Annotated in this window: 9 protein-coding genes and 1 tRNA gene; 4 read left to right on the top strand and 6 right to left on the bottom strand. The window is 69.5% G+C overall.

Annotation, left to right across the window (positions count from 1 at the left end; all coding sequences use genetic code 11):
- Positions 1-22: 22 nt before the first annotated feature.
- The 3 genes from AC07OD_RS01635 to fumC all read right to left on the bottom strand — a co-directional run bounded on the left by AC07OD_RS01635 (position 23) and on the right by fumC (position 5,416).
- Entirely contained in the window at positions 23-2,458 is a 2,436-nt protein-coding gene (locus AC07OD_RS01635) for a TonB-dependent siderophore receptor (RefSeq protein ID WP_494594775.1), read from the bottom strand.
- Positions 2,459-2,649: 191 nt separating this feature from the next.
- A complete protein-coding gene (locus AC07OD_RS01630) occupies positions 2,650-4,005 on the bottom strand; it encodes a sigma-70 family RNA polymerase sigma factor (protein WP_494594773.1) in 1,356 nt (451 codons plus the stop codon).
- Positions 4,006-4,030: 25 nt separating this feature from the next.
- Positions 4,031-5,416: a class II fumarate hydratase gene (gene fumC, locus AC07OD_RS01625; protein ID WP_218340782.1), complete on the bottom strand. Its 1,386-nt coding sequence runs from the start codon at positions 5,414-5,416 to the stop codon at positions 4,031-4,033.
- Positions 5,417-5,865: 449 nt separating this feature from the next.
- Between fumC and AC07OD_RS01620 the strand changes: the two genes are divergently transcribed.
- The 4 genes from AC07OD_RS01620 to AC07OD_RS01605 all read left to right on the top strand — a co-directional run bounded on the left by AC07OD_RS01620 (position 5,866) and on the right by AC07OD_RS01605 (position 11,562).
- Positions 5,866-8,028, top strand: a complete 2,163-nt coding sequence (locus tag AC07OD_RS01620) for a putative bifunctional diguanylate cyclase/phosphodiesterase (RefSeq protein WP_494594771.1) — start codon at positions 5,866-5,868, stop codon at positions 8,026-8,028.
- A 195-nt stretch (positions 8,029-8,223) separates the two neighbouring features.
- Positions 8,224-8,661 carry a hypothetical protein gene (locus tag AC07OD_RS01615; protein WP_492254980.1) on the top strand — a complete coding sequence of 146 codons (438 nt, stop codon included), beginning with the start codon at positions 8,224-8,226 and terminating at the stop codon, positions 8,659-8,661.
- A 244-nt stretch (positions 8,662-8,905) separates the two neighbouring features.
- Positions 8,906-10,474 (top strand): fumarate hydratase, encoded by a 1,569-nt coding sequence (locus AC07OD_RS01610; RefSeq protein WP_218340781.1) that lies wholly within the window; start codon positions 8,906-8,908, stop codon positions 10,472-10,474.
- Positions 10,475-10,620: 146 nt separating this feature from the next.
- Positions 10,621-11,562 (top strand): glutamate racemase, encoded by a 942-nt coding sequence (locus tag AC07OD_RS01605; RefSeq protein ID WP_494594769.1) that lies wholly within the window; start codon positions 10,621-10,623, stop codon positions 11,560-11,562.
- A gap of 50 nt (positions 11,563-11,612) precedes the next feature.
- Here the strand turns inward: AC07OD_RS01605 and AC07OD_RS01600 are convergent, their stop codons facing one another.
- From AC07OD_RS01600 to AC07OD_RS01590, 3 genes are all read right to left on the bottom strand, one after another.
- Positions 11,613-12,137: a M48 metallopeptidase family protein gene (locus AC07OD_RS01600; protein ID WP_218294107.1), complete on the bottom strand. Its 525-nt coding sequence runs from the start codon at positions 12,135-12,137 to the stop codon at positions 11,613-11,615.
- A 131-nt stretch (positions 12,138-12,268) separates the two neighbouring features.
- Positions 12,269-12,901: a DUF6806 family protein gene (locus tag AC07OD_RS01595; RefSeq protein WP_218340779.1), complete on the bottom strand. Its 633-nt coding sequence runs from the start codon at positions 12,899-12,901 to the stop codon at positions 12,269-12,271.
- Between the two features lie 13 nt (positions 12,902-12,914).
- A tRNA-Leu gene (locus tag AC07OD_RS01590) sits at positions 12,915-13,007 on the bottom strand.
- Positions 13,008-13,166 lie beyond the last annotated feature (159 nt).

Raw genomic sequence — 13,166 nt, 5'->3', positions numbered from 1 at the left:
CATCCCCGCCCGCCGCAGCGCATCACCAGCGGTACGCGGCCGAAAGCGTGGCCGTGCGCGGGCTGCCGTCCCGGCAGTGGGCGCCGTTGCAGATCAGGAAAGCCTTGTCGAACAGGTTGCGCACGTTGAGCGCCACGCGCCACGGCCCGTCCTGCCAGGCGAGCATGGCATCGACGAGTCCATAACCCGGGATGCGGTAGGCGCTGGCCGTGCCATCGACCATGTCGCCGGTGTAGCGCAGACCCGTGCCCAGCGTCCACGCCGGAAGGCCCCAGGCCGCCAGGCGGTAGTGCCCCCAGACCGAGGCCTGGTGGTAGGGCACCTCGGCCGCACGGCGGCCCACTTCGTCCGGCAGGTTGCTGCGCGTGATGCGGCGGTCGGTGTAGGCATAGGCGCCCACCACCTCCAGGTGGCGCGCCACCTGCCCGCGCACCTCCAGCTCGGCCCCGCGCGAGCGTGCCTGCCCCGTCTGCACGCTGAACTGCGGATGGGCGGGATCGGGCGTGAGCACGTTGTCCTGGCGCAGGTCGTACACGGCGGCCGACAGCATCATCCCCTCGCTGCCGTTGGGCTGCCACCGCACCCCCAGTTCAAACTGCTCGCCCTCGGTGGGCTTGAAGCGCCGGCCCTGCGCGTCCGTGCCGCCCTGCGGCTGGAACGACTGGCTGTAGCCCGCGAACGGCGCCCAGCCGCCTGGCGCCAGGTAGACCACGCCCACGCGGCCGGTGAAGGCATCGGTGCGCTCCACCGACCAGGGCGCGGCCGTGAAGAACGGGCGCGAGCGGTCGTCGCTCCAGTCGTGCCGCAGGCCGGCCAGCACCACCCAGCGCTCGCCCAGCTTGATCTGGTCCTGCGCATACAGGCCCGCCTGCCAGCGCTGCGACGTGTCCGAGAACGCCATCGGCGCGGGCGCGCCGGGCACGGCGCCGTACTGCGGCTGGTACAAATCCAGCGGGGCGAGCGTGCGCGCGTACCACTCCGATTCCGAGCGGTAGCGGGTGTAGTCCACGCCGGCGATCAGCGTGTGCTCCACCTCGCCACTGCGCCAGCGCTGCTGCCAGCTCGTGTCCGACGAGAAGCCGCGCACGCGCTCGAACTCGTCGATGGCGCGGCGCTGCACGCGCGTGGGCGCGGCCGGGTCCACGCTGGCGTTGGTGAAGAAGATGTCCGCCTCGGAGTCGAAGAACCGCAGCCCCTGGCGCAGGGTGGCATGCTCGTTCACCTGGTGCTCGAACAAGGCGGTGAGCGTGGTCTGCCGCACATCCTGCCGGTCGTAGGCAGGCTCGCCCACGAAGCGAAAGCGCGCGATGCGCTGGCCGCCGGGGCCGGGCAGCAGGGTGCCCACCCGCGGCAGCGGGTACGAATAGCCCAGGCGGCGCTTCTGGTGCTGCATCAGCAGGGTGAGCGATGTGGCGGCCGACGGCTGCCAGCGCAGCGCGGGCGCGATGTACACCGCGTCGTCCTGCAGCGGACGCACGGGTGTCTCGCTGTCGCGCGCCAGCGCGGTGAGGCGCCAGGTCCAGTCGCTGCCCGGTGCCACCTCGCCACCCAGGTCCACGCCGATCTGCCGGTGCGCATACGTGCCCGCCTCCACCACCACCTCGCGCACGGCATCGGCCGTGGGGCGCTTGCTCACCGTGGCCAGCACGCCGCCGGGCGCCGACATGCCGTACAGCACCGACGCCGCGCCCTTGACCAGCTCCACGCGCTCCAGCCCGTACGGCTCCTGCTTGCCCGAGGCCCAGGAGTTGTCGGACACCTTGAGCCCGTCGGCAAACAGGCTGCCATTGCGCGCATCGGCCCAGAAGCCCCGGCTGTAGATCGCGTCGTACGAACCGCTGTAACCGGACACGGGACGCACGCCCGCAGAGTATTCGAACGCCTGCTCCAGGTCGCGCACGCGCTGCACCTGCATCTGCTCGGCCGTGACCACGGTGATGGTCTGCGGCGTTTCCATGAGCGGCGTGTCCGTCTTGGTGGCGCTGGCGCTGCGCCGGGCCACCAGTCCGCGCACGGGGCCGGTGGCGGTTTCGACCTCGGCCTCGGCGGCCACGCGCACCTCGGGCAGCGCGGCGGCGCCGTCGGCCGGAGCGCGTTCCACCACCAGGGTGGCGCCGTCGCGGCGCATGCGCAGGCCACTGCCGCGCAGCAACTCGGCCAGCGCCGCCTCGGGGCTGCGCGCGCCCTGCACGGGCTGGGCATGCCGGCCCTGGACCAGCTCGGGCGGGTAGATCAGCTGCACGCCCGACTGCCGGGCGAATTGCGCCAGCGCCTCAGGCAGGGGCTGGGCGGCAATGTCGAAGGCCGCCGGGGCCGGTGCGCCCTGGGCGGTGGCCATGTCCATCTGCAGCGACGCCATGGCCAGCATGGCGGCGGCGAGTGCGTGGCGGGCAGGACGGGAGGTGCGTGCGGGGCCGGAAGGCCGGGGGGCCGGGGTGCGGGGCCGTTGTCGGTTCATGGTGAAGTCCTTTCCCCGCTACAACGAATGGGCCCTCCCACTTCCTGAATGGCGGCGCGCCTGCCAGCGCCCCGATCAACCAAAAAGCTATTAAAACAATAGCTTTCAGCGCTTATGGAGCAAGCGCTGGCGGCCACTTTCACCAACATTCCCCAAAATCGCGCGTCCTGCCCCATCCTCCGGCCTGGCCGTCAGCGCGCGGCCACCCGCCATTGCCCCGCCACGAGCCGCACCTGCACCGGCACGACGGAAGGCAGTGCCCGCACGAAGTCCTCGGCCTGTGCAATGCGCACCTGCCCCGACAGGCGCAGCGCGGCGGCACCGGCCTCCACCTGAACCGGGCGCGGCAGGTAGCGGCGCAGGCGGTCCACGGCCTCGGCCAGCGGCGCATCGGCAAAAGCCACCACGCCGTGGCGCCAGGCGGCGGCCTCGTGCACCGGGGCGACGGCCTGAGCGAGCGGTTCGCCCGGCCGCACCCGCAGCGCCTGTCCGCCCGCGAGTTCCCGCACCGCCAGGGGCTGGCCATCCGGCCCCAGCGACTCCACCCGCACGCGGCCCGACTCCACCTGCACATCGACCCCGCTGGCGCCGTGCTCCACGCCGAAGCGCGTGCCCAGCACGGTCACGCGCACGGCGCCCCCCTCGGCGCCACCGGGCACCTCCACCACGAAGGGGCGGTCCGCGTCGCGCACCACGTCGAAGAACGCCGCCCCGGCCAGCAGGCTCACGCGGCGCTGCCCGGCGTAGTACGCCATGTGCACGCGGCTTTGCGCGTCGAGCGTGATGCGGCTGCCGTCGGGCAGCGGGTGGCGCAGCGTCTGCCCCTGGCCGGTGCGTGCCACCTGCTGCCACTGCGCAACTGCGGTGCGCCACCATTGCCAGGCCCCCACGCCGCCCACGCCCATTGCGGCAAAACTCAGCAATGCCGCCAGCGAGCGGCGGCGGCCGGTGCGGCGGGCTTCGTGGTGCGACGCCGGTGCCACAGGAGAGCTGCGGCCCGCCGCGTGCCACTGCTCCATGGCGGCCTGCACGCGGTCCATCGCGAGCATCATGTCGCGCTCGACCATGTTGCGCGAGATGCCGTATTCGGCCGCGAGCGCGCCCTGGCCTTCGCCGTTGATGCGGTGGCGCAGGAAGACCTGGCGCGCGCGCTCGGGCACGGCGGCGAGCGCGGCTTCGACCGCATCCACCGCCTGCCGGTACATCAGGGCCTCGGCGGCATCGGGGCCGTGGCGCGCCGCCGTGCCGGCGCCCGAGTCCGCATGGGCCTGGGCCAGCGCATGGCGGGCCACCACGCCCGCGTGGCGCTGCCGGTCGATGACGAGATTGCGCGCCATGGCGAATACATAGGCCCGCGCCTCGGCCTCGCACAGCGCGGGCTGCTCGCCGCGCAGGTCCATGTCGGCCAGGCGCAGCCAGGTGTCGTGCGCCACGTCGCGCGCGTCATCGGCATTGCCGGTGCGGTGCGAGAGGTAGCGCAGCAGGTCGCGGTAGCTGTCGCGAAAGCTCGCGAGCAGCGGAGATGACGGCAGTGCCCCCGTGCCCATGGCGTGCAGGCCGACCCGGGCGGAATCAGCGGCCCACCATGTTGCCCGGCACCACCCACTGGTCGAACTGCTCGCCCGTGACGTGGCCCGAGGCGACAGCAGCTTCGCGCAGGCTGGTGCCTTCCTTGTGCGCCTTCTTGGCGATGTAGGCGGCCTTGTCGTAGCCGATGTGGGTGTTGAGCGCGGTCACCAGCATGAGCGAGCGGTCCACCAACTCGGTGATGCGCTCGCGGTTGGGCTCGATGCCCACGGCGCACTGGTCGTTGAAGCTCACCATGCCGTCGGCCAGCAGGCGCACGCTCTGCAGGAAGTTGTGCGCCACCATGGGACGGAACACGTTGAGCTCGAAGTTGCCCGAGGCACCTCCGAAGTTGATGGCCACATCGTTGCCGAACACCTGGGCGGCCAGCATGGTCACGGCCTCGCTCTGCGTGGGATTGACCTTGCCGGGCATGATGGACGAACCGGGCTCGTTCTCGGGGATGCTCAGCTCGCCGATGCCGCTGCGCGGGCCGCTGGCGAGCCAGCGCACGTCGTTGGCGATCTTCATCATGCTGGCGGCCAGGGTCTTGAGGGCTCCGTGGGCGTGCACCAGGCCATCCACCGAGGCCAGCGCCTCGAACTTGTTCGGCGCGGTGACAAAGGGCAGGCCCGTGAGGCGCGCAAGCTCGGCGGCGGCCTGCTCGGCATAGCCCTTGGGCGCGTTCAGGCCCGTGCCCACCGCCGTGCCGCCCAGGGCCAGCTCGTAAAGGTGGGGCAGCGCGGCGCGCACGTGGCGCTCGCCATGGTCGAGCTGGGCCACATAGCCCGAGAACTCCTGGCCCAGCGTGAGCGGGGTGGCGTCCTGCAAATGGGTGCGGCCGATCTTGACGATGCCGTCGAAATCCTGCGCCTTCTTCGCCAGCGTGGCGCGCAGCCTGGCGATGGCGGGCAGGAGCCTGTGCGTGAATGCTTCCACGGCGGCCACGTGCATGGCGGTGGGGAACACGTCGTTGCTCGACTGGCTGCGGTTCACATCGTCATTGGGGTGCACCAGGCGGCCTTCGCCGCGCTCGCCGCCCAGGATCTCGCTGGCGCGGTTGGCCAGCACCTCGTTCACGTTCATGTTGGTCTGCGTGCCCGAGCCCGTCTGCCACACCACCAGCGGGAACTCGCCCGGGTGCTTGCCGGCGATCACTTCGTCGGCGGCGGCCACGATGGCCTCGGTCTTTTTCGCGTCCTGCAGGCCCAGGGCCTGGTTGACCACGGCCGAGGCGCGCTTGACCTGCGCCAGGGCCTTGATGATCTCGCGCGGCTGCTGCTCGCCCGAGATGTCGAAGTTCTGCAGCGAGCGCTGCGTCTGCGCGCCCCAGAGCCTGTCGGCGGGGACCTCGATGGGGCCAAAGGTGTCGCGTTCGGTACGGGAGGTCATGGGCAGTGGTTCTCCAAGTGAAACAACAGGCGGGCGGACGCCGGACGCCCGGCGTGGCGGGAAGGCCACGGCGGCGGGCCGGCGTCTGGCCGGAAAAGGGTGCGACCGGGGAATGTCGGTGCGACCGGCAGCATAATGCAAAAACAAACCATTCTCATTTACAGACTTGTATGGCCCGTGCGGGAGCGTGGAGCAGTCAGTGTGCGGCAAGCCTTGCCCCGGAAGGAAACAGCCCGCACCGCCACCACTGCAGGTGGGGACATCCGCCCAGCCCCCCGACCCGGCCCAGCCAGGGCAAACCCCCACTCCGGCGCGGCTTCGCGCCCCTGGCTACACTCCGTCGCGCGCGGCCCCTGCCCTGCAGGCTTTCGCCGCATGTCTGCCCAGGCCCTTGACGGCGCCGCGCGCCCGATGCACCCTGCCCTTCCAACCCCAGCACCTTTCGCACCATGAACACGTTCATGCCCTCCAGCTACAACCTGTTCGTGGTGGCCGCCTCCTTTGCCATTGCCATGCTCGCGTCGTACGTGACGCTCGACCTGGCGCGGCGGGTGCGCACCGCGCAGCGCCGCGTCGGCCTGGCGTGGTGGGCCGCTGGGTCCATCGTCATGGGCACGGGCATCTGGTCCATGCATTTCCTGGGCATGCAGGCCTTCCGGCTGCCCATCGAGATCGGCTTTGTCGGCGGGCTCACGCTGCTGTCGTGGCTGGCCGCCGTGGCCGCCTCCGCCATGGCCCTGCAGCTCGCAAGCCGCACACACTTTGGCCGGATGCAGCTGGCGCTGGGCGCGCTGGTGATGGGGGCCGGCATCAGCGGCATGCACTACATCGGCATGGCGGCCATGGAAATGGCGCCAGGCATCGTGTGGAACCTGCCGCTGGTGGCGCTGTCGGTGCTGATCGCGGTGCTGGCCTCGGCCACGGCCCTGCTGATCTTCAAGCTGCTGCGCCGGGTGCGGCCCAGCCAGCGCCTGCCCTACCAGCTGGCGGCATCGTTCGTGATGGCCGTGGCCATCTGCGGCATGCACTACACCGGCATGGCGGCGGCCAGCTTTGCCATGGGCTCCGTGTGCCTGAGCGCGGGAGAGCTCGGCGGCCCGGGCCTGACGGCCATGGTGCTCATGGCCACCGGCATGCTGCTGGTGAGCACCTTGTTCACCTCCATCCTGGACGCGCGGCTGCAAGCCACGGCCGAGCGTCTGACGCGGTCGCTGCAGGACAGCAACACCCGCCTGCAGGCGGCCAACGACGAACTGCAAAAACGCGCATTCGCCGATGCCCTCACCGGCCTGCCCAACCGGCTGCTGTTCGAAGACCGCCTCATCCACGCGCTGCTGCGCCTGGACCGCACCAACCACCACCGCGTGGAGGACCGCCTGGCCGTGCTGTTCGTGGACCTGGATGGCTTCAAGCCCATCAACGATTCGTTTGGCCATGCCGCGGGCGACGTGATCCTGCGCAGCGCGGCCGACCGGCTGCGCCGCGAAGCCCGCGAGGGCGATACCGTGGCGCGCGTGGGGGGCGACGAATTCCTGATCCTGCTGGAGGACGTGAGCGACGTGGCCGACTGCGTGACAGTGGCCAACCGGGTGCTGTCCTCCCTGTCGCAGCCGTTCGAGGTGTCGGGCAAGCAGGTGCAGATCGCCTGCTCCATCGGCGTCGTGGTGCACCCCGACCACGGTGACCGCAACAAGCTCGTGGCCAACGCCGATGCCGCCATGTACGCCGCCAAGCGCGCGGGCGGCGGCTGCTATGCGCTGTTCGAACCCCACATGGGCTCCGATGCATCCGAGCAGCTGGAGTTGCAGAACGACCTGCGCCAGGCGCTGGACCGGGGCGAACTGGCCCTGCACTACCAGCCCAAGATCGACGGCACGCGCGGCCAGATCAGCGGCGTGGAGGCCCTGCTGCGCTGGAACCATCCGAAGCATGGCATGGTGAGCCCGGTGGTGTTCATCGCGCTGGCCGAGCGCTTCGGCCTGATCGGGCGGCTGGGCAACTGGGTCATCAACGAGGCCTGCCGCCAGGTCGCCGAGTGGGCGCGCAGCGGCATGCGCATGCGCGTGGCGATCAACCTGTCGGTGCACCAGCTGCGCGAAAGCGGGCTGGCCGAGCGCATCGGGCAGGCCCTGCTGCGCCACGGGGTGGATGCCTCGCAGCTGCTGTGCGAGATCACCGAATCCGTGGCCATGGAAGACATCAAGGCCACCCAGCGCACTTTCGACGGGCTGGCGCGCATCGGCGTGTTCCTGTCTATCGACGACTTCGGCACCGGCTACTCCAGCCTGAACTACCTGCGCCAGCTGCCCGCGCAGCAACTCAAGATCGACCGCAGCTTCGTGAACGACCTGGAAAGCAGCGAGGACGCCCGCGCCGTCGTGGCCGCCGTGGTCAGCCTGGCGCATGCCCTGGGCCTGCGCGTGGTGGCCGAGGGAGTGGAGACCAGCGGCCAGCGCGACATCCTGCTGGGCATGGGCTGTGACGAGCTGCAGGGCTTCTTCTACGCCCGCCCCATGCCGGCAGACACGCTGCTGGCCTGGTCGCAGGGCGAAAAGCCCGTGGGCAGCGCGGACTTCACCCCGTCCGTCATCGGGACGCTGCCGGACTTCTGAGCGCGGCAACCAGCGCACGGGCACCTTTTCAAGGCCTTGGGAAGGTACCGGCGAAGATGGACGACACCCATGTCAGCGCTGCCTGACGCGGGGCAGCGCCGTGCACGCCGACGATGGCATTGCGGCGGTGTTTCCGCCTCCGCGCCGCGGATCCGCATGGAGCCCGCGCCCCCTCCTCAACCATCGGAGCAGACCATGGCCACCAGCAGCCTTCTCGGCATCGACGCCGACAACCTTCCCCCCGCCCACAGTGCCACCGGCATCGACAGCCTGGGGCCCAGTGACGCCTCCGACTCCGGCAGCGACAGCGCAGGGGCCTACAGCACGGAATCGGACAGCGACACCGACCGCTTTGGCACGGGCGAGCGCGGCAGCGTGGAGCCCGACCCGCAGCCCACCGCCCGCGACATCCTCCCCGACCATGTGGAAACCATGCAGGCTGGCGGTCCCGGTGACGGCGGCGGCCCGGATGAAGGGATGCAGGACGACGAACGCGACGCCGTGGATACCGAGCGCGAGACGCCGGGGCGCGGCAACCGGCAGGCCGGCGCGCCCTTGAGCGCGGACGACCTGCCGGGCAGCAGCGACACCGACGAAGAACCGGAGGACGGGGAGGGAACAGGCGCGCCGTGAACACGGCGGACCGAACACCACCCCATGGGGGTATCTGGCGCCCCCGTGCAGGCGCCAATGGCCGACCGGCGGCGCCCGCCTTTGCCCGGGCGCAAGGTGGCGCCAGCGGGGGTCTGTCAAAATACGGTCCGCCTGCCATCGGCAGCGCGGTTTGCGGCCCAGCGCTGGTCGACAGGCGGCGTGTGCGGCGGGCAGGACAGGAACGCGTTTGCGTTCTCCACAAAAGACTCCCCCACGAACCGCCATGACCACCTCCATCCGCCAGGACGATCTCATCGAATCCGTAGCCGCCGCGCTGCAGTACATCAGCTACTACCACCCCACCGATTACATCGCCCACCTGGCCCGCGCTTACGAGCGCGAGCAAAGCCCGGCGGCCAAGGACGCGATCGCGCAGATCCTGACCAACAGCAAGATGAGCGCCACCGGCCAGCGCCCCATCTGCCAGGACACCGGCATCGTCAACGTGTTCCTGAAGGTGGGCATGGACGTGCGCTGGGACGGCTTCACGGGCAGCCTGGACGACGCCATCAACGAAGGCGTGCGCCGCGGCTACAACCACCCCGACAACACCCTGCGCGCCAGCGTGGTGGCCGACCCGCAGTTCGACCGCAAGAACACCAAGGACAACACGCCCGCCGTGATCTTCACCGAGATCGTGCCCGGCAACACCGTGGACATCACCGTGGCGGCCAAGGGCGGCGGCTCGGAGAACAAGTCCAAGATGTACATGCTCAACCCCAGCGACAGCGTGGTGGACTGGGTGCTCAAGACCGTGCCCACCATGGGCGCCGGCTGGTGCCCGCCCGGCATGCTGGGCATCGGCATCGGCGGCACGGCGGAAAAGGCCGTGCTCATGGCCAAGGAGAGCCTGATGGACGACCTCGATATGTACGAGCTGCAAGCCAAGGCCGAAGCCGCCAAGACCGGCGGCCCCGCGCTCGACAAGGTCGAAGCGCTGCGCCTGGAGCTGTTCGAGAAGGTCAATGCCCTGGGCATCGGCGCGCAGGGCCTTGGCGGCCTGACCACCGTGCTGGATGTCAAGATCAAGATGTACCCCACGCACGCGGCCAGCAAGCCGATCGCGATGATCCCCAACTGCGCCGCCACGCGCCACGCGCACTTCGTGCTGGACGGCTCGGGGCCCGTCTACCTCACGCCGCCCAGCCTGGACCTGTGGCCCGACGTGAACTGGGCACCCGACTACAACAAGAGCAAGAAAGTGAACCTGGACACGCTGACCAAGGAAGAAGTGGCCAGCTGGAAGCCCGGCGACACGCTGCTGCTCAACGGCAAGATGCTCACCGGCCGCGACGCCGCGCACAAGCGCATCCAGGACATGCTGGCCAAGGGCGAGAAGCTGCCCGTGGACTTCACGAACCGCGTCATCTACTACGTGGGCCCCGTGGACCCGGTCAAGGACGAGGCCGTGGGCCCAGCCGGCCCCACCACCGCCACCCGCATGGACAAGTTCACCGACATGATGCTGGAGAAAACCGGCCTGATCGCCATGATCGGCAAGGCCGAACGCGGCCCGGTGGCCATCGAGTCCATCAAGAACCACAAGAGCGCCTATCTCATGGCCGTGGGTGGCGCCGCCTACCTGGTCTCCAAGGCCATCAAGACCGCCAAGGTGGTGGGCTTCGAGGACCTGGGCATGGAGGCTATCTACGAGTTCGACGTGGTGGACATGCCCGTGACCGTGGCCGTGGATTCCGGCGGCACCAGCGCGCACATCACCGGCCCGGCCGAGTGGCAAAAGCGCATCGCCACCGGGGAGTTCAAGGGCATCGGGGTCGCCGCCACCGCCTGACAGGCGGCCCGCGCAGCCTGGTGGGTGGCCTCCTCGGGCCCTCGCCAGGCACGCGCTCCCCGGAGTGCCTCCCGCCGCGCGGCATTTTGCGCGCGACTGCGGCACACTGTCGACTTCATCTCCCCCAGCATCGCAGTGATTTTTTCATGATCCAGCCAACGCCGCCGCAGCCACAACAACCCATCGGCGTGTTCGACAGCGGGGTCGGCGGCCTGAGCGTGCTGCGCGCCCTGCGGGCCGAGCTGCCCCACGAGCGTTTCGTGTACCTGGCGGACAGCGCCAACGCCCCCTACGGCGAGCGCGGCGATGCCTACGTGAGCGCGCGCACCCACGCCATCACGCAGTACCTGCGCGGGCAGCACCACATCAAGGCCCTGGTGGTGGCATGCAACACCGCCACGGCGGCGGCCATCCACGAGGTGCGCAGCAACCACCCCGACCTGCCCCTGGTGGGCCTGGAGCCCGCCATCAAGCCAGCGCTGGCAGCCACCAGAACAGGCCGCGTGGGCGTGATCGGAACGCGGGGCACACTCACCAGCAGCAAGTTCGGCAAGCTGCTGGGTTCGCTGGCGGATCAAGCGGAGTTCGTGGTGCAGCCGTGCGACGGCCTGGCCCATGCCATCGAGCGCGGCGTGGCCCAGCCCATGCCAGCACCTGGCGGCGCCGTCGGTGCTACCGAAACCGGCGCCCTGTGTGAGCGCTACATCCACGCCATGGGCATGTTCGGCGCTTCAGCCGGGCAGATCGACACGCTGGTGCTGGGCTGCACGCACTACATCTTTGTGGCGCATGAATTGCGGGCGCTGGTGGGGCCTGACGTCCAGTTCATCGAAACCGGCGCGCCTGTGGCACGGCAGACGCAGCGGCTCCTGGAAACAGCGGGATTGCTCAACACGCCCTCCAGCGCCACCGCGGCGCAATCGCCGGACATCCGCCTGCTCACGACCGGTCCGATGGCCATGCTCGAGGCGGCGGCGCAGCGCTGGCTGGGCCTGCCCGCGGATTGCTGCGAAACCGTTGCGGTGCCTTGCCCAGGCGCCTCGGAGGCCCTCAGCGCGCGCAGCGCAGGCCTGCCCATCACCTCCTGATGCCGCACCGCCCGCAGCCGTAGCCATCGCGCTGGCGCCCAGGAGCCGCTTCACGCAGGCTCCGCGCTCCAGAGCCGCTCTCCGGCATGCTCCACGTGCGTGAGGTACAGACGCAGGTCGAATTCGTACTGGTGGTACTGCGGCTCCATGTGGGTGCACAGCTGATAGAACGCCTTGTCGTGGTTCTTCTCGCGCAGATGCGCCAGCTCGTGGACCACGATCATGCGCAGAAACTCGTCCGGCGCTTGCTTGAACATTGCGGCAATGCGGATTTCATGCTTCGCTGCGAGCCGGTTGCCCTGCACGCGCGACACGGCCGTGTGCAAGCCCAGCGCATGGCGCACCACATGGATCTTGTTGTCGAAAAGCACCTTGTTGACCGTGCCTGCGTTGCGCAGGTGGCGTGCCTTGAGCTCCAGCGCATAGTCGTACAGCGCCTTGTCGCTGCGCACCGCATGCGCGCGGGGGTACTTGCGCAACAGCATCGCCCCCAGGCGCCCTTGCGCGAGCAGGTCGCGGGCCTGGTCCTGCAGGGACTCAGGGTAGGAGCGCAGGTAAGGAAGATCGGATGTCATGGTTCATGAACAGCGAAGAGGCAGCGGCGGCTACTACGGTGCCGGCTCAGCGCCAGCGCTTGCACCGCGCGCTGATGCCCTAGCCCACTGCGGCCCCACGAACAGCGGAGCGATGCAAAGCCGGCGGCCGCTCAGTGGAGGTGGCGCGGACGGCGCCCCCCCCCGCCACCGTGTCCGCTGCCCGAGCCCCCCGGGCCCCTCGGGGGCTTGCCGATTTCCAGCGAGTTCACCAGAGCATCGAAGCGCTGGCTGAACAGCTTGTCGATCTCGGCCACCACGCCGCCGAGTTCCGCGCCGTCGAAATGGCGCTCCATCATGTTCACCACGTCCTGGACCAGGAGATCGCGCTGCACCTGCATGATGGCCGCAGGCGTCGGGCCCACGAAAAGCATGACGAAATCATCGCGCGACTCTGCGTCCTGCTCTTCCTCTTCCTCGTCGAAGTCCGCATCGTAGAACGTGACTTCAATGGCGGCACCCTGCTCGGCCAGCTCGTTCAGGCTCATGCACATCTCGTCGAGCGATTGGCGAAAATCCTCATCCCCCCGCACGGTCCAGCACATCTGCAGCAGGTGCTCCTGCGTGTCGAACTTGATGCCCGGCTCTTCCTCGTAGGCGCTCGCAGCACCGTCGGCCAGGGAGCGGGCTCCTGCGTACTTCCACAAGGGTTTGAGCGCCTCCTGGAGCTGGTCGAAGCTGGCATCGGCGCGCAGCTGGACTTGTCCGTGGACGTGGATTTCAAAGGGAGCGTTGTAACTTGACATGATTGAATCGTAGTGGTGCCCCGAGCCGGGGTCGAACCGGCACGCCCCTTTTCAGGAAAGCGGCGGATTTTAAGTCCGCAGTGTCTACCAATTTCACCATCGGGGCGCCGGCTGCCCAACGCACTCCTGCGTCGCAGCGTAACCCGGGCAGCGCATGCGCGCAATGCCCTGTCGCATCTCTGGTCACAGGGCCGCTGGTCGCCAAACCACCTTTGCTGCGCCGCCAAGAAAAAAGGGAAGCCGAAGCTTCCCTTACAAATATGGA

It is taken from the genome of Acidovorax sp. GW821-FHT10E03, assembly GCF_059415205.1.
This window is presented reverse-complemented; position numbering and strand designations above follow the sequence as displayed.

What these genes read in the sequence shown, in the direction of transcription:
- AC07OD_RS01635 (WP_494594775.1), bottom strand. Translation starts at nt 2,458, where the DNA reads ATGAACCGACAACGGCCCCGCACCCCGGCCCCCCGGCCTTCCGGCCCC.
- AC07OD_RS01600 (WP_218294107.1), bottom strand. Translation starts at nt 12,137, where the DNA reads ATGACATCCGATCTTCCTTACCTGCGCTCCTACCCTGAGTCCCTGCAG.
- fumC (WP_218340782.1), bottom strand. Translation starts at nt 5,416, where the DNA reads ATGACCTCCCGTACCGAACGCGACACCTTTGGCCCCATCGAGGTCCCC.
- AC07OD_RS01595 (WP_218340779.1), bottom strand. Translation starts at nt 12,901, where the DNA reads ATGTCAAGTTACAACGCTCCCTTTGAAATCCACGTCCACGGACAAGTC.
- AC07OD_RS01615 (WP_492254980.1), top strand. Translation starts at nt 8,224, where the DNA reads ATGGCCACCAGCAGCCTTCTCGGCATCGACGCCGACAACCTTCCCCCC.
- AC07OD_RS01630 (WP_494594773.1), bottom strand. Translation starts at nt 4,005, where the DNA reads ATGGGCACGGGGGCACTGCCGTCATCTCCGCTGCTCGCGAGCTTTCGC.
- AC07OD_RS01620 (WP_494594771.1), top strand. Translation starts at nt 5,866, where the DNA reads ATGAACACGTTCATGCCCTCCAGCTACAACCTGTTCGTGGTGGCCGCC.
- AC07OD_RS01605 (WP_494594769.1), top strand. Translation starts at nt 10,621, where the DNA reads ATGATCCAGCCAACGCCGCCGCAGCCACAACAACCCATCGGCGTGTTC.
- AC07OD_RS01610 (WP_218340781.1), top strand. Translation starts at nt 8,906, where the DNA reads ATGACCACCTCCATCCGCCAGGACGATCTCATCGAATCCGTAGCCGCC.